The organism is Actinomadura luzonensis (genome assembly GCF_022664455.2).
Taxonomy (GTDB): domain Bacteria; phylum Actinomycetota; class Actinomycetes; order Streptosporangiales; family Streptosporangiaceae; genus Nonomuraea; species Nonomuraea luzonensis.
This window is the reverse complement of record NZ_JAKRKC020000001.1, coordinates 5,575,290-5,591,428: the sequence shown is the minus strand read 5'-3', so window position 1 is coordinate 5,591,428 and position 16,139 is coordinate 5,575,290. Positions and strand designations below refer to the sequence as shown.

Genomic DNA, 16,139 nt, shown 5'->3' with positions numbered 1-16,139 from the left:
CACGACCTTGGTGCCGAACGCCTCTGCCGGGAGCCGCCCGCCGCGCGGGAACGTGGCGGGCATGAGGACCGCCTCGCCCGTACGGCCGGGCCTGACCTCCGCCGAGGCCGCCGCCCGCCTGGCCGCCGACGGGCCCAACACCCTGCCGGCCGCCCGCCGCGCCTCTCCCGTCGTGCTCCTGCTGCGCGAGATGGCGCACTTCTTCGCCTTGCTGCTGTGGGCGGCGGCCGGGCTGGCGCTGCTGGCCGGGATGCCGCAGCTCGCCGTGGCCATCGTCGTCGTGGTGCTGCTCAACGGCGCGTTCGCCTTCGCCCAGGAGTACCGCGCGGACCGGGCCGCGCAGCGGCTCGGCGAGCTGATCCCGGCGAACGCGGTGGTCCGCAGGGACGGCGAGCGCCGGCTCGTCCCCGCCGCCGAGCTGGTCGCCGGCGACGTGGTGCTGCTGGAGGCGGGCGACCGCGTCTCGGCGGACCTGGAGCTGGCCGAGGCGCACGCGCTGGCGGTCAACGAGTCGATGCTGACCGGGGAGAGCCGGCCCGTCCGGCCCGGGGCGGGCGAGGCCGCCCACGCGGGGACGTTCGTGGTGGAGGGCCAGGCCGAGGCCGTCGTCACCGCCACCGGGGCGCGGACCAGGCTGGCCGCGATCGCCCGGCTGACCCGCGAGGCGCGCCGCCCGCCGAGCCCGCTCGCCGTGCAGCTCGGCAAGGTGGTGCGGATCGTCGCCGGGATCGCGCTCGCCGTCGGCGCGGCCTTCTTCGGGCTGGCCGTGCTGCTCGGGATGGATCCCGGGCAGGGCTTCCTGTTCGCGCTGGGGGTGACGGTGGCGCTGGTGCCCGAGGGGCTGCTGCCGACCGTGACGCTGTCGCTGGCGCGCGCCGCGCAGCGCATGGCGGCCAGGAACGCCCTGGTACGGCACCTGGAGGCGGTCGAGACGCTCGGCTCGGCCACGTTCATCTGCACCGACAAGACCGGCACGCTGACCCGCAACGAGATGACCGTCGCCGAGGTGTGGGCGCCCTCCTGCCCGCGCCCCGAGGTGATGCGCTCGGCCGTGCTCAGCTCCACCGGCCGGATGAGCGGCGGCCGGCCGGTCGGCGACCCGATGGAGGTCGCGCTGCACGTCGAGGCGCTGCGGGTGGGGGCGGACCTGACGGGCGAGGTCGTCCGGCGGTTCCCGTTCGACCCGGTGCGCCGCCGCGCCTCGGTCGTGGTGGGCGGCCGGCTGCACCTCAAGGGCGCGCCCGACGCGGTGCTGCCGCTGTGCCGGCCGGCGCCGGGCGTGGAGGACGAGCTGGCCCGGATGAGCGAGCACGGGCTGCGGGTCCTCGCCGTCGCGACGGGCCAGGGGGAGGACGAGCGGGACCTGGAGCTGCTGGGCCTGGTCGGCCTGCACGACCCGCCGCGCGACGACGTCGCCGAGGCCATCTGGAAGTGCCGCATCGCCGGGATCAGGCTGGCCATGGTCACCGGCGACCATCCCGGCACCGCCCGCGCCATCGCCCGCGAGGTCGGCCTGCTGGGCCCGGACGAGCTGGTCGTCACCGGCGCCGAGCTGCCCGGCGACGACGCCGCGCTCGGCGAGCTGCTGGACTGCGACGGCGTGGTCGTCGCCCGCGTCACCCCCGAGGACAAGCTGCGCATCGCCCGCGCGCTGCGCTCGCGCGGCCACGTCGTCGCCATGACCGGCGACGGCGTCAACGACGGGCCGGCGCTGCGCGAGGCCGACATCGGCGTGGCGATGGGCCGCTCCGGCACCGACGTCGCCCGCGAGGCCGCCGATCTGGTGCTGCTGGACGACCACTTCGCCACCATCGTCGCGGCCGTCGAGCTGGGCCGGGCGACCTACGCCAACGTGCGCCGCTTCCTCACCTACCACCTGACCGACAACGTGGCCGAGCTGACCCCGTTCGCCGTGTGGGCGCTGAGCGGCGGCACGATCCCGCTGGCGATCGGCGTGCTCCAGGTGCTCGCCCTCGACATCGGCACCGACCTGCTGCCCGCGCTCGCCCTCGGCGCCGAGCCCGCCAACCCGCGCACCATGGACGGCCCCGCCCGCACCGGCAACCTCGTGGACCGGCGGGTCCTCGCCCGCGTCTTCGGCGTGCTCGGCCCCGCCCAGGCGCTGGCCGAGATGGCGGCCTTCGCCGGGGTGCTGCTGCTCGGCGGCTGGCGTCCCGGGCTCGCGCCGGGGGCGGGGCTGCTGGCCGCGGCGTCCGGCACCGCGTTCGCCGCCGTCGTGCTCGGCCAGTTCGCCAACGCCTTCGCCTGCCGCAGCGAGTCCCGCTGGATCGGCCGGCTGCGGTGGCGGGCCAACCCGCTGCTGCTCGGGGCGGTCGCCTTCGAGGCCGGGATGTTGCTGTTCTTCCTCGCCGTGCCGCCGGTCGCCCGGGTGCTCGGCGGCGCGTTCCCGCCCGCCGCGGGGTGGGCGCTGGCGGCGGCCGCGATCCCCGTCATGGTGCTGGCCGACGCCGCGCACAAGGGGTGGCGGGCCAGGAAGAGGACCAAAGGCCCGTGACGGGCAGGCCGTACGGCTCTGCGTAAAGCGCGCATAAAGCGGTGTGCTTGGAGCGTGAGAAGCACGACCGACCGTCATGGAAAGGGGGCCGTCATGGCCGCCACCGTCAGCAAGCCTGCCGCGCAGGCCGGCATCGCCACCGAGGCACGCCGCCCCGTCGACTACGTCTGGGCCATCACCCGGATCGCGATCGGCTGGATCTTCCTGTGGGCCTTCCTCGACAAGACCTTCGGCTGGGGCTTCGCCACTCCCGCCGCCAAGTCCTGGATCAACGGCGGCAGCCCCACCACCGGCTTCCTCAAGGGCACCGGCGAGAACGCGCTCGGCGGCTTCTTCAGCTCCCTGGCCGGACAGGCCTGGGTGGACTGGCTGTTCATGCTCGGCCTGCTGGGCGTGGGCCTGGCGCTGGTCCTCGGCATCGGCACCCGGATCGCGGCCGGCGCGGGCACCGCGATGCTGGTCCTCATGTGGGCGGCCGAGCTGCCCCTGGCCAACAACCCGTTCATGGACGAGCACCTGATCTACTCGATCGTCATCATCGGCCTGGCGCTCGCCAACGCCGGCGCGGTCTTCGGCCTCGGCACCCTGCGGTTCGTCCGCGAGAACGCATGGCTCAAGTGACCACGCGGCCTGCTCCGCCGGAGCAGGCGTCCCGCACCACCTCGACACCCGCCAGGACGTGGCCGACCACATGGTCGGCCACGTTCGCGTGCGCCGGCCAGGTGCCGTGGTCGATCCACACGCTGCGCAGCCCCGCCGCCCTGGCCCCCGCCACGTCCGTGGCCGGGTTGTCGCCCACCATCCAGCCGCCCGCCGCCAGGCCCGTGCCGCAGCGGCGGGCCGCGATCGCGAACAGCTCCGCCGCCGGCTTGCGCACGCCCTCGGCGTCGGAGATCGCGTAGCCGTCCACCAGCTCGCCCAGCCCCGTCCGGCGGATCTTGCCGAGCTGCCGGTCCGCCGCGCCGTTCGTGACGATCCCGACGCGCCACCCCTCCGCGCGCAGCCCCGCCAGCGCCTCGCGGACCCCTGGATAACAGCCCGCCAGGTACGGCAGCCGCCGCCGGAACGCCTCCCGCAGCTCCTCCGCCGGCTCCGGCAGGCCGAACCGGCGCCGCAGCTCGGCGAAGAACCGGCCGCGGTCCGGGCGCAGCTCCGCGTCGAGCGCCGTCACCAGCGCCACCGCCTCCGGCCCCAGCCCGCGCCCCGCCGCGAACTCCGCCGCCCAGCGCGCCAGCGCCGTGTCCAGGTCGAGCAGGGTCCGGTCCAGGTCGAAGAGCGCGAGCGGCCGCATGCCCCGAGCGTACGGGTCCCGGCCCGCAGTTGTCGGAGGTCCCTGCCGGAAAGGACTTTCGTCGCTAGGCCCGTCACCCGCCCCGGCGGTGTCATGGACACGGAGCGATCAGGAGGCATCATGATCATTGTCGGGGTCGACGGGTCCCGCGCCGGACTGGAGGCCGCGGGCTGGGCCGCGCGCGAGGCCGCGCTGCGCGACGTGCCGCTGACCGTGGCGCACGCCATGCCCAGGTGGGCGTGCGAGACCGAGAGCGGCCGCTACGCCGAGGTGGCCGGCTGGATGCGGGACGGAGGCCGTACCGTGCTCGCCGCCGGCGAGGCCCGCGCCCGCCGGGAACGCCCGAAGATCGACGTGCGGACCGTGTTCCTGCCCGGCGACCCCCGCACCGCGCTGGTCAGGGCCGCCGCGGACGCCGAGCTGGTGGTGCTCGGCAGCCACGGCGTCGGCGGCGTGCGCGGGCTGCTGGTCGGCTCGGTCGCCTACGGCGTCGCCGGGCACGCGCCGTGCGCCGTCGTCGTGGTGCGCGAGCTGCCGTCGCTGCCGCGCGGCGAGATCGTCGTCGGCGTGGACGGCTCGCCCATGGCCGGGCGGGTGCTCGACTTCGCCTTCGCCGAGGCCGACCTGCGCGGCACCGCCCTGCGGGCCGTGCACGCCTGGTCCTGGGCGGACGTGCGCGGGCTCGGCCCGGCCGACCCCGACGACGAGCGCGACGAGCTGCTCGTGCTGAAGGAGACCCTGGCCGGGCACCGCGAACGGCACCCGGACGTGCCGGTGATCGAGGAGGTCGTGCACGGCCACCCGGTCGAGGTGCTGCGGCAGGCCGCCGCCGGCGCGGACCTGCTGGTCGCCGGCTCGCACGGGCACGGCACGTTCTCCGGCATGGTGATGGGCTCGGTCAGCCAGGGCCTCCTGCACGAGTCGCCCTGCCCGTTCGTCGTGGTGAGGAGAGGACGATGAGCGCGCAGGCCGAGGCCGGGCCGCAGGCCGACCAGCTCGGCGACTACCTCGCGAGCATCGGCGCCACGCCGCTGCTCAGCGCCGAGGAGGAGGTCGCGCTGGCCAAGCGCGTCGAGGCCGGCACGTACGCGGCCCACCTGCTGGCCGAAGGCGTCTCCAGGCCCGGCCTGGAGGAGCTGGTCGCCGACGGCCGGGCCGCCCGCGACCACCTGATCCGCGCGAACCTGCGGCTCGTGGTGTCGGTCGCCAAACGCTACGCGCACCGCGGCATGTCCTGGGCGGACGTCATCCAGGACGGCAACCTCGGCCTGATCGAGGCCGTCGGACGCTACGACCACACCCGCGGCCACCGCTTCTCCACCTGCGCCACCTGGTGGATCCGCAAGTCCATCCAGCAGGGGCTGGAGTACGCGCACACCGTCCGCCTGCCGATCGGCGTCCAGGACCAGCTCGGCAAGCTCGCGCAGGCCGAGATCGTCGTCACCCAGGCCCTCGGCCGCACCCCCACCGAGGCCGAGCTGGCCGAGCACCTGGGCGAGAAGACCGCCAAGCTCGTCACGCTGCGCCGCGTCTCCCAGGACTGCGTCAGCCTCGACCACGCCCCCGGCGACCCGCACCAGGGCACCCTCGGCGACCTCGTCGAGGACCCCGACGCCGTCACCCCCGCCCAGGCCGCCGAACGCGCGGCGCTGAAGGCCGCGCTGACGACGCTGATGGCCGACCTGGCCCCGCGCCAGGCCATGATCATGCGGATGCGCTTCGGGCTGGACGGCCAGGGCGAGCACACGCCCCGGCAGATCGCCGACCGCATGGGCCTGACCCCGCACTGGGTGCGCCAGCTCGAACGCGAGTCGCTGGCCCGGCTGCGCCGCTACGGCGCCAGGGCGGGCCTGCGGGCCTGGGCCGGCTGAGGGAGGGCCGCGCCATGACGCTGCACCAATGGTTGTACCGGGGCGGCCGCCCCAACCGGCTCGCCAGGGCGGTCAACCGGCTGTGGGCGGCCGTCCACAGCAGCGGCCTGCTGATGCCCGGCCGCCTGGTCACCCTGGAGGTGACCGGCCGCCACACCGGCAGGACCGTCGCGCTCCCCCTGGTCGTCGCCCGCCTCGGCGGCCGGCGGTACCTGGTGTCGATGCTCGGCCGCGACGCCAACTGGGTGGCCAACGTCCGGGCCGCGCGCGGCCTCGCGGTGCTCAGGCACGGCACGCGCGAGCACGTCCGCCTCGTCGAGCTGCCGCCGGCCGAACGGGCCCCGGTCCTGCGCCGCTACCTCGCCGTCGCGCCCGGCGCCCGCCCCCACCTGCCCGTGGACCGCTGGGCGCCGCTGGCCGACTTCGACGCGATCGCCGGGCAGTACCCGGTCTTCCGCGTCGAGCCCGCGGCCGGCGCCCGGCCCGCCGTCAGGCCGTGAAGTCGGCGAAGTCGAAGCCCGGGGAGACCACGCAGCTCACCAGGACCGGCTCGGCGGCGGCCGGGCGGGCCGACTGCCGGACGCCGCCCGGCACCACGGCCTGCGGCACCTGGCCGTCCTCCACCCCCGGGCCGAGCGTCACCGTGGCCTCGCCGATCGTCAGCGACAGCGGGCCGCCGCGGTGCCAGAACCACACCTCGTCCGACCTGACCGTGTGCGGCACCGACTCCTCGCCCGGGTTCAGCAGGAAGTAGATGCCGGTGGCCGTGGCGCGGGGGCCGGCGTAGCCGGGCGGCTCGACGGTCGCCGAGGTGCGCCAGGTCTCGCGGAACCAGCCGCCCTCCGGGTGCGGCAGGAGGTCCAGGGCGGCGGCGACGGGCGGGCGCTCGACGAAGCCGAGCGGGGCGCCGGTGACGTCCCTGCGCAGGAAGCGGGTGCAGTCGAGGACGAGCTGCCCCGGCAGGCCGGCGGCGAGCGCGGCCGCCTCGTCGGGGACGTCCACGGCCGGGCCGTCAGGATAGATCTTGAGCTCCACCCGGCCGAGTCTAAGGGGCGGCGAAATGTCGGTCGGGGTGGCTAGTCTGCGGCAGGTGATCGAACGGTGGAGCCGTGATCAGGTGCTCGCCCTCGCCCCCGACGCGTCCTCGCGCAAGGCCGCCCAGGGCGTGGCCGCGCCCGCCCGATGGCCGGTGCGCGGCACCGCGGGCGCGCTGCTGTACGGCGAGTGCGCGGGCAGCGGGGCCAAGCCCTACCTGGCCTGCGTCGACCTGGGCGAGCCCGCCTACCGCTGCAGCTGCCCGAGCCGGAAGTTCCCCTGCAAGCACGCGCTCGGGCTGTTGCTGCTGTGGGCCGACGGCGGGGTGCCCGAGCTGGAGGTCGTGCCGTCGTGGGCGGCGGAGTGGATGGAGGGGCGCGCCGAACGCGCCGCCAAGGCCGCAGCCCGCCTCGCCGCCGCCCGCGCCCCCGCCCCCTCGGCCACCGCCCCCTCGGCCACCGGCCCCTCGGCCACCGGCCCCTCGGCCACCGGCCCCTCGGCCACCGGCCCCTCGGCCACCGGCCCCTCGGCCACCGGCCCCTCGGCCACCGGCCCCTCGGCCACCGGCCCCTCGTCCACCGGCCCCTCGGGCATCGGCCCCTCGGGCATCGGCCCCTCGGGCACCTCCGCCTCGGGGGCCGCCCCCGCAGGCGCGGCTGCGCCGGGGGTCTTCGCCGCCACCCCCGCCACCGTCGCCGAGGAGGGCGAGGAGGCCGCGCACGCCGGTGGCCGGGCGGGCTCCGGGGGTGGCGGCCCTGTGGTCGGCGGCCCTTCAGCCGGGGCCGGCCCCACGGACGGGGGCGGCTCCGGTGCGCAGGGGAGCGGGCCGGGGCGAGCAGCCGGTGCCGGGGTGGAGTCGGTGCGGCACGCGCGGGTGGCCGCCGGGCTGGCGGAGCTGGAGCGGTGGCTGGCCGACCAGGTGCGGCAGGGCCTCGCGCACGCCGCCCCCCACGAGTGGGACGGGCTCGCCAAGCGGCTCGTCGACGCCCAGGCGCCGGGCGTCGCCGGGCTGGTGTCCCGGCTGGCGCAGGTGCGCGCGGCCGACGACTGGCCGGGCCGGCTCCTGGCCGAGTACGCGCTGATCAACCTGCTCGCCGTCGCCTACCGCCGCCGGGCCGAGCTGCCTCCGCCGCTCGCCCGGACCGCCCTCGTCCGCGCCGGGTTCCCGGTCACCCGGGAGGAGGTGCTGACCGGCCCGGCCCTCCGCGACCACTGGGACGTCCTGGGCCGCCGCGACGAGGTCCAGGACCGGCTGACGGCCCGGCGGGTCTGGCTGCGCGGGCGGCGCGCCGGCCGGCCGGCGCTGGTGCTGTCGTTCGCGCCGCAGGGCCAGCCGCTGGACGCGTCCCTGGTCACGGGCACCACCATCGACGCCGAGGTGACCTTCTACCCCGGGGCCGCCCCCTTGCGGGCCCTGGTCGCCGTCCGGCACGGCGGCGTCCCCGGCGCGGGGCCGCCGCCCGGGATGCCGCCGGAGCAGGCGCTGGAGGAGATCGCCCGGGCCGTGGGGGAGGACCCGTGGGTGGAGTCGTGGCCGCTCGTGCTGGCCGGCGTCGTCCCCGAGCGGGCCTCGATCGGCGGGCTGCCCCTGCACCCCCGGCACCGCGACCCCTGGCGGCTGATCGCGGTGTCGGGCGGGCGTCCGCTCACCGTGGCGGCCGAATGGACGCCGCAGGGCCTCCGCCCCCTGACCACCTGGGACGACGACGGCATGGCGGTGATCCTGTGAGCACCTGGGAAGAGCTGGCCTCGGCCGCGCTCGTCGGCACCGACCGGCGGCCGTACCCCGGCGTGCTGCTGGAGGACGCCGCCGTCGAGGTGGCGCGCCGGCGGGCCGGCCGGCGTCCCGGCCCGGTCGCGCCCCCGGAGCCGGCCCCCGGCGAGGAACGCCCGGCGGTCACCCGCGCCGCAGCCGGCCGGCTGGCCCGCATCCTGGGCGGCGAGCACGAGCGGCTGCTGCCCGAGTGGCTGGCCGCCGCCGCGGCGACGGGTCGCCGGGTGCCCCCGTACGTGCTGCCCGACCTGCTCGAACGCGGCCGGCGCGACCGTTCCATCCGGGTGCACCTCGGTGTGCTGGCGGGGCAGCGCGGCAGGTGGCTGGCGGGGCTCAACCCGGCGTGGGCGTACCTGCTGGAGGAGCCCACGGGCGAGACGTGGGAGCTGGGCGGCCCCGCCGACCGCCGCGCCCACCTGCGCGCCCTCCGCGCGGCCGACCCCGCCCGGGCCCGGCTGCTGCTGGAGAGCACGTGGGAGAGCGAGACGCCGGACGACCGGGCGGAGTTCGTCGAGCTGCTGTCCGAGGGCCTGAGCATGGACGACGAGCCGTTCCTGGAGTCGGCGCTGGACGACCGCCGCCGCGAGGTGCGCCAGGCCGCCGCCAACCTCCTCACCCGCCTGCCGGAGTCGCGCCTGGCCCGGCGCATGGCCGAGCGGGTCCGCGGGTGCGCCGCCGTCGCGGGCGACCTCATCGTCATCGAGGCCCCGCGCGCCTGCGACAGGGCCATGGAACGCGACGGCGTCCGCCCGAAGCCGCCGCGCGGCCTCGGCGAGCGCGCCTGGTGGCTCCAGCAGATCATCGCCCGCGCCCCGCTCGCGGTGTGGGGCCACCCGCCGGAGCGGCTGCTCGCCATGCGCATCCCCGACTGGGACGCCGACGTGCGCACCGCCTGGGTGCGCGCCGCCGTGCTGCAGCGCGACCCGGTGTGGGCGCGGGCCATGTTCGGCTGGGACCCGATCGCCGACCTGCTGGAGTCGTTGCCGCCGGAGGAGCAGCAGGAGCTGGCGGCCGGCTTCGCCCGCGGGCACGACCTCGACAGCCAGCTCATCATGGTCCTCGGCGGCGTGTCGTCGCCGTGGAAGGAGGAGCTGGCCACCACCGTCCTGCACAAGATCGTCAAGGTGGCCGCCACCCAGCCGTGGAACCTCGGCGAGCTGGTCAAGCTGGCCGGCGAGCACATCGACCCCGCGCTGTTCCCGCTGGCCGAGAGCTATTCGCCGGCCGAGCCGATCCAGCAGGTCGCGGCCCTGCTGCGGTTCCGCGCCGACATGCACGAGGAGTTGTTGCCGCAGATGACACCCAGCGCCCCGGTCATGAGACCGACGAAGGAGCACCCATGACCGTTCTGCGCCCGCACGCGGAAGACCAGTACGCCGAGGAGCTCGACCTCCTCGCCAAGGACGACGACCGGCCCCGCCCGCCGGGCTGGCGGCTGTCGCCGTGGGCCGTCACCACGTACGTGCTGGGCGACGGCGACCGCGTCACCCCCAAGTACATCGGCCCCCGGCGCATCGTCGAGGTCGCCGTCGCCACGCTCGCGACCGACCGCGCGCTGCTGCTGCTCGGCGTGCCCGGCACCGCCAAGACGTGGCTGTCGGAGCACCTGGCCGCCGCCGTCAGCGGCGACTCGACGCTGCTCGTGCAGGGCACGGCCGGCACCGCCGAGGAGGCCGTCCGGTACGGCTGGAACTACGCCCGGCTGCTGGCCGAGGGCCCCTCGATGGACGCCCTCACCCCGTCCCCGGTCATGCGGGCCATGGCGGAGGGCCGCATCGCCCGGGTCGAGGAGCTGACCCGGATGCCGTCCGACGTCCAGGACGCCCTGATCACCGTCCTGTCGGAGAAGACGCTGCCGATCCCCGAGCTCAACCGCGAGGTGCAGGCCGAACGCGGCTTCAACGTCATCGCCACCGCCAACGACCGCGACCGCGGCGTCAACGAGCTGTCCAGCGCGCTGCGCCGCCGCTTCAACACCGTCGTGCTGCCGGTGCCGGCCACCGCCGAGGAGGAGGTCGACATCGTCGCCCGGCGCGTCACCCAGCTCGGCCGGTCGCTGCAGCTGCCGGAGACCACGACCGGGCTGCAGGAGATCCGGCGGGTGGTGACCGTCTTCCGCGAGCTGCGCGCGGGCGTCACCGAGGACGGGCGCACCAAGCTCAAGTCGCCGAGCGGCACCCTGTCCACGGCCGAGGCCATCTCCGTGCTGACCAGCGGCATCGCGCTGGCCGCGCACTTCGGCGACGGGGTGCTGCGCCCGGCCGACGTCGCCGCCGGCATCGCCGGGGCCGTGGTGCAGGAGCCGGTCTCGGACCGGGTGGTGTGGCGCGAGTACCTGGAGACCGTGGTGCGCGAACGTCCCGACTGGCGCGACTTCTACCGAGCCTGCCGCGAGGCCACATGACCACCCCGCCGGGCGACGCGCGCGTGACCGTCCTCGGGGTGCGGCACCACGGGCCGGGCTCGGCGCGGGCCGTGCGGGCCGAGCTCGAACGCCTGCGTCCCGACGCGATCCTCATCGAGGGGCCGCCCGAGGCCGACGCCCTGATCCGGCTCGCGCCCGAGCTCGAACCGCCGGTCGCGCTGCTGGCCCACGTCCCGGGGGCGCCCGCGCGGGCCGCGTTCTGGCCGTTCGCCGGGTTCTCGCCCGAGTGGCAGGCCCTTCTGTACGGGGTGGCGGCCGGCGTCCCGGTACGCTTCTGCGACCTGCCGGCCGCCCACACCCTGGCCGAACCCCCCGCCGGCACCGGCGACGACCACGGCGGCGGCGCGGATGACGTCGCCGGGTCGCGGCGCGCCGATCCCATCGGCGCGCTCGCCGCCGCCGCCGGCTACGACGACCCGGAACGCTGGTGGGAGGACGTCGTCGAGCACCGAGGCGCCGCCGACGCCGCTGACACGGGCGCCGCCGGCGATGGTCCGCGTGACGACCGGACGCCGTGGTTCGAGGTGATCGCCGAGGCCATGGCGGCCGTGCGCGAAGGGCACGTCCCGGACGAGCGGGAGGCCAGGCGTGAGGCGTACATGCGCAAGACCGTCCGCGCCGCGCTCAAGCAGGGCCGCACCAGGATCGCGGTGGTCTGCGGAGCCTGGCACGTGCCCGCGCTCGCCGGTCCCCTGCCGCCCGCCGCGTCCGACAACGCCCTGCTGCGCGGCCTGCCCAAGGTGAAGGCGGAGCTGACCTGGGTGCCGTGGACGTACGGCCGGCTGGCCTCCTGGAGCGGCTACGGCGCCGGCATCACGTCGCCGGGCTGGTACCACCACCTGTTCACCGCGCCCGACCGCCCGGTGGAGCGGTGGCTGGCCGAGGCGGCCGGGGTGTTGCGCGAGGAGGGGCTGGCGGTGTCGTCCGCGCACGTCATCGAGTCCGTACGGCTCGCCCACGGCCTGGCCGCGCTGCGCGGACGTCCCCTGGCGGGGCTGGGCGAGGTCACCGAGGCGGCGAGGGCCGTCCTGTGCGAGGGCGACGACCTGGCGGTGGAGCTGATCCAGCGGCGGCTGGTCGTCGGCGACCGGCTCGGCCGCGTCACCGACGGCACCCCGATGGTGCCGCTCCAGCGTGACCTGCGCGAGCAGCAGCGGCGGCTGCGGCTGCGTCCGGAGGCCCTGGACCGGGAGCTCGACCTCGACCTGCGCAAGCCGCTCGACCTCGACCGCAGCCACCTGCTGCACCGGCTGCGGCTGCTGGAGGTGGGCTGGGGCACGCCCGGGCAGGCGCGCGGCAAGGGCACGTTCCGTGAGACGTGGACGCTCCAGTGGCGTCCGGAGCACGACCTCGCGCTCATCGAGCACGCCGCGCTGGGCACCACGGTGGCCGCCGCGGCCACCCGCCGCGCCCGCGACCTGGCCGCCGGAGGAGCGCGAACCCCCGCCGACGCGGGGCTCGTCGCCGGTGGGTACGCGCCGGTCGCGCTGGCGGAGCTGACGGCGCTGGTGGAGCAGTGCCTGCTGGCCGACCTGCCGGCCGCGCTGCCCGGCGTGCTGGCGGCGCTCTCGGCCCGGGCGGCGCTCGACACCGACGTCACGCACCTCATGGCGGCGCTGCCCGCGATGGTGCGCGCCCACCGGTACGGCGACGTGCGCGGCACCCCGGCCGAAGGGCTGGCGGTGATCGTCCGGTCGATGCTGGACCGCGTCCGGGTCGGCCTGCCGGTCGCCGTGACGGGCCTGGACGACGACGCGGCCGCCGCCCTGCTCAAGCACGTGGACGCGGTGCACGCGGCCGTCGCGCTGCTCGCCGAGACGGCCGAGGGCGGCCGGCAGCGCGAACGCTGGCTCGCCACCCTGCGCGACCTCAGCGACCGGCCCGACCTGCACGGGCTCATCGAAGGGCGGCTCACCCGGATCCTGCTCGACTGCGGCGAGCTCGACGACGCCGAGAGCCGCATGTCGCGGGCGATGTCGCGGGGGCAGGCCCCGGCGCGGGCGGCTTCGTGGGTGGAGGGGTTCCTGGGCGGGGGCGGGCTGCTGCTGGTGCACGACCCCCGGCTGCTCGGCCTGGTGGACGGCTGGCTCACCGGCCTGTCCGGCGAGCAGTTCACGGACGTGCTGCCGCTGCTGCGCCGTACGTTCGGCGCCTTCGCCGCCCCGGAGCGCCGCTCGATCGGCGACCGCCTGCGCGCGGCGGACCGGCGGCGCGGCCAGGGCCATGACCAGCACGACGGGGATGAGGTGGACGACCGGCGGGCGGTCGCCGCCGTCGCCACGGTCCTGTCCATCCTGGGCCGGACGGCCGAAGGCGGCGGCGACGCGCCCCGGGCGGCGGACAAGCCGAACGGCCCGGCCCCGGAGGACGGCGGGCAGGCGGGTCCGAGCGGCGGGCAGGCGGGTCCGAGCGGCGGGCGGGCGGGTTCGAGCGGCGGGCGGGCGGGTTCGAGCGGCGGGCGGGCGATGGAGGGGGAGGGAGCGGGATGAGTCAGGCGGATCGGGAGCCCGCTGACGAGCGGATGCGCCGCTGGCGGCTGGTGCTGGGCGGTGGCGACGCCGACGGCACCGGCTTCGGGCTGCAGGGCGACGACGCCCGCATGGACGCCGCCCTGGCCGCCGTCTACGACCGGGGCGGCACCGGCGAGGGCGGCACCGCGCGGGAGGGCGGCCTCGGGGCGTCCGCGCCGCGCGTGGCCCGCTGGCTGGGCGACATCCGCGCGTACTTCCCCGCGACGGTCGTCCAGGTCATGCAGCGCGACGCGATCGAGCGGCTCAACCTCACCCGGCTCCTCCTGGAGCCCGAGATGCTGGAGGCCGTGGAGCCCGACGTGCACCTGGTCGGCACCCTGCTCGCGCTCAACAAGGTGATGCCCGACCAGGCCCGGGAGTCGGCGCGGGCGGTGGTGCGCGCGGTGGTGGCGGAGCTGGAGCGCCGGCTGGCGCAGCGGACGCGGGCGGCCGTGACGGGCGCGCTGGACCGCTCGGCCCGCACCCACCGGCCGAAACGGGTGTCCGACATCGACTGGGACCGGACGATCCGGGCGAACCTCAAGAACTACCTGCCGGACCGGAGCACGGTCGTCCCGTCCCGCCTGGTCGGTCACGCCCGCCGCCGGCGGGCGGTGCAGCGCGAGGTGGTGCTGTGCGTCGACCAGAGCGGTTCGATGGCGGCGTCGGTGGTGTACTCGGGCGTGTTCGGGGCGGTGCTGGCCTCGATGCGGTCGCTGCGCACGTCGCTCGTGGTGTTCGACACCGCCGTGGTGGACCTCACCGAGCAGTTGCACGACCCGGTGGAGCTGCTGTTCGGCACCCAGCTCGGCGGCGGCACCGACATCAACCGGGCGATCGCCTACTGCCAGGGCCTCATCTCGCGGCCGGCCGACTCGATCTTCATCCTGATCAGCGACCTGTACGAGGGCGGCGTCCGGCAGGAGATGCTGCGCCGGGTGGCGGCGATGACGGAGGCCGGCGTCCAGGTGATCGTGCTGCTGGCGCTGTCCGACGAGGGGGCGCCGTTCTACGACCACGAGAACGCGGCGGCGCTGGCCGCCATGGGGGTGCCGGCGTTCGCCTGCACCCCGGACGCCTTCCCCGGCCTGATGGCGGCCGCGATCGAGCGGCGCGACATCGGCCGGTGGGCGGAGCGCAACCTGGGCGCCGGAACCTGACGCCGGCGCCGGGCGCCGGTCAGTGGCCCGCCTGCTCGGGGCGGGCATGGCGCGGCATCAGGTACGACAGCGCGAACGTCAGCGCCAGCAGCCCGACCTCCACCCACACCGTCACCTCCATGGAGGCCCCGAAGCCCCACTCGGCGGCCAGCAGGTTGAAGAACAGCGTGCCCAGCACGGCGGTGCCGAGCGCCCCGCCGAGCTGCTGCACCGCGGTCATGGTGCCGGACGCGGAGCCGGACTCGTGCGGCTCGACGCCGGCCAGCACGATGTCGAAGAACGGCGCCATGACCAGCCCCATCCCGATGCCGGCGAGGCCGAGCCCGGGGGCGAGCTGCCAGGCGGTGACGTCGGTGCCGGCGACGTGGATGGTGAGCGCGAGCACGGCCGCGCCGGCCCCCATGACGACGGCGCCGATCTGCAGCAGCCCGCGGCCGAGCCGTTCCTGCAGCCCGGACATCGCCAGCCCGAAGCCGATGACGCCGCCGATCGCCTGGGGCAGCCCGGCGAGGCCCGCCTGGAGCGGGGTGAAGCCGAGGCCGTTCTGGGCGTAGAGGCTGAAGACCAGGCCGAAGCCCATCACGCCGGAGAAGAAGGCGAGGCCGGCGACGAGCCCGCCGGTGAAGGCGCGCTTGCGGAACAGGCTGGGGGTGACCAGCGGGTCGCGGCCGGTCGCGGCGCGGCGGGACTCGTACCGGCCGAACAGGGCGAAGACCACGACCGAGGCGGCCATGGACGCGAACGTCCACCAGGGCCAGCCCAGCTCGCGCCCCTGGATCAGCGGGTAGGTGAGCAGCAGCGCGGCGAGCGAGACGAGGCCGACGCCGCCGAGGTCGAGCCGGGTGGCGCCGCTCTCGCGGTGCTCGGGCAGGAAGCGGATCCCGGCCAGGGCGGCGGCGAGGCCGAGCGGCAGGTTGATCAGGAAGATCATGCGCCAGCCGGTGCCGAAGAAGTCGGCGTCGACGAGCCAGCCGGCCAGCACCGGGCCGCCCACCGACGAGATCGTCATGACCGGCCCGAACATGCCGAACGCCTTGCCCATGTCGCTCGGCGGGAACATCTCCTTGATCAGCCCCAGCCCCTGCGGCAGCATCACGGCGCCGAACAGGCCCTGCAACACCCGGCTGGCGATCAGCATCTCGGGGCTGACCGCGACGCCGCACAGCAGTGAGGCGGTGGTGAAGCCGAGGGCGCCGATGAGGAACATGCGCTTCTTGCCGTACAGGTCGCCGAGCCGGCCGCCGGTGATCAGGCCGACGGCCATGGCGAGGGTGTAGCCGGCACCGAGCCACTGCACGACGCTGTCGGAGCCGCCCAGGTCGCGCTGGATGGTGGGGGCGGCGATGGCGGTGACGAGCGCGTCGAGCAGGTCCATGACCTCGGCGGCGAGGATCACGAAGAGCGCGATCCAGCGCCACCGGTAGCCCTGGGTCTCGCCCGTCGCCTCGGGGGCGGTGACGGTCATCGGAATCTCCTTAGAGGAACGTTGTTCTTGCGACGAACGTTGTTCGTTACGAACACTGTTGTAGTGGCGAACATCGTTCGTGTCAAATACAGT

General features: G+C 76.2%; 13 protein-coding genes. 10 read left to right on the top strand and 3 right to left on the bottom strand.

Features of this window, described 5'->3' with window-relative positions:
• The first annotated feature begins 61 nt into the window (after positions 1–61).
• Positions 62–2,515 carry a cation-translocating P-type ATPase gene (locus tag MF672_RS26530; protein WP_242383209.1) on the top strand — a complete coding sequence of 818 codons (2,454 nt, stop codon included), beginning with the start codon at positions 62–64 and terminating at the stop codon, positions 2,513–2,515.
• 93 nt (positions 2,516–2,608) lie between these two features.
• Positions 2,609–3,136, top strand: coding sequence for a DoxX family membrane protein (locus tag MF672_RS26525; protein WP_242383211.1), 528 nt, complete (start codon positions 2,609–2,611; stop codon positions 3,134–3,136).
• On the opposite strand, the gene MF672_RS26520 is transcribed toward MF672_RS26525, so the two are convergent.
• A complete protein-coding gene (locus MF672_RS26520; protein WP_242383213.1) occupies positions 3,129–3,806 on the bottom strand; it encodes an HAD family hydrolase in 678 nt (225 codons plus the stop codon). The genes MF672_RS26525 and MF672_RS26520 overlap by 8 nt on opposite strands.
• Positions 3,807–3,926: 120 nt before the next feature.
• On the opposite strand from MF672_RS26520, the gene MF672_RS26515 reads away from it, so the two are divergent.
• Genes MF672_RS26515 through MF672_RS26505 form a run of 3 tightly spaced genes read left to right on the top strand, consistent with a single transcriptional unit; the run spans position 3,927 to position 6,177 of the window.
• Entirely contained in the window at positions 3,927–4,766 is an 840-nt protein-coding gene (locus MF672_RS26515) for a universal stress protein (RefSeq protein ID WP_242383215.1), read from the top strand.
• Complete coding sequence (locus tag MF672_RS26510; RefSeq protein WP_242383217.1) at positions 4,763–5,677, top strand: sigma-70 family RNA polymerase sigma factor; 915 nt, start codon at positions 4,763–4,765, stop codon at positions 5,675–5,677. Before MF672_RS26515 ends, MF672_RS26510 begins: the two co-directional genes overlap by 4 nt.
• Positions 5,678–5,691: 14 nt before the next feature.
• The gene (locus tag MF672_RS26505; RefSeq protein ID WP_242383219.1) at positions 5,692–6,177 is read left to right on the top strand and encodes a nitroreductase/quinone reductase family protein; all 486 of its coding nucleotides are present in this window, start codon (positions 5,692–5,694) and stop codon (positions 6,175–6,177) included.
• On the opposite strand, the gene MF672_RS26500 is transcribed toward MF672_RS26505, so the two are convergent.
• Positions 6,167–6,712, bottom strand: coding sequence for a cupin domain-containing protein (locus tag MF672_RS26500; RefSeq protein WP_242383220.1), 546 nt, complete (start codon positions 6,710–6,712; stop codon positions 6,167–6,169). The two genes, MF672_RS26505 and MF672_RS26500, sit on opposite strands and share 11 nt — an antisense overlap.
• Positions 6,713–6,767: 55 nt before the next feature.
• Here MF672_RS26500 and MF672_RS26495 point away from each other — a divergent pair, with 55 nt between their 5' ends.
• Genes MF672_RS26495 through MF672_RS26475 form a run of 5 tightly spaced genes read left to right on the top strand, consistent with a single transcriptional unit; the run spans position 6,768 to position 14,581 of the window.
• Positions 6,768–8,441: an SWIM zinc finger family protein gene (locus MF672_RS26495; protein ID WP_247815446.1), complete on the top strand. Its 1,674-nt coding sequence runs from the start codon at positions 6,768–6,770 to the stop codon at positions 8,439–8,441.
• A complete protein-coding gene (locus MF672_RS26490; RefSeq protein ID WP_242380667.1) occupies positions 8,438–9,829 on the top strand; it encodes a DUF5691 domain-containing protein in 1,392 nt (463 codons plus the stop codon). Before MF672_RS26495 ends, MF672_RS26490 begins: the two co-directional genes overlap by 4 nt.
• A complete protein-coding gene (locus MF672_RS26485) occupies positions 9,826–10,890 on the top strand; it encodes an ATP-binding protein (RefSeq protein ID WP_242380664.1) in 1,065 nt (354 codons plus the stop codon). The genes MF672_RS26490 and MF672_RS26485 overlap by 4 nt, the downstream gene beginning before the upstream one ends.
• Positions 10,887–13,400, top strand: coding sequence for a DUF5682 family protein (locus tag MF672_RS26480; RefSeq protein ID WP_247815445.1), 2,514 nt, complete (start codon positions 10,887–10,889; stop codon positions 13,398–13,400). Before MF672_RS26485 ends, MF672_RS26480 begins: the two co-directional genes overlap by 4 nt.
• Entirely contained in the window at positions 13,397–14,581 is a 1,185-nt protein-coding gene (locus MF672_RS26475) for a VWA domain-containing protein (protein WP_242380661.1), read from the top strand. The genes MF672_RS26480 and MF672_RS26475 overlap by 4 nt, the downstream gene beginning before the upstream one ends.
• 19 nt (positions 14,582–14,600) lie before the next feature.
• On the opposite strand, the gene MF672_RS26470 is transcribed toward MF672_RS26475, so the two are convergent.
• Positions 14,601–16,046, bottom strand: coding sequence for a DHA2 family efflux MFS transporter permease subunit (locus MF672_RS26470; RefSeq protein ID WP_242380658.1), 1,446 nt, complete (start codon positions 16,044–16,046; stop codon positions 14,601–14,603).
• Positions 16,047–16,139: the final 93 nt, after the last annotated feature.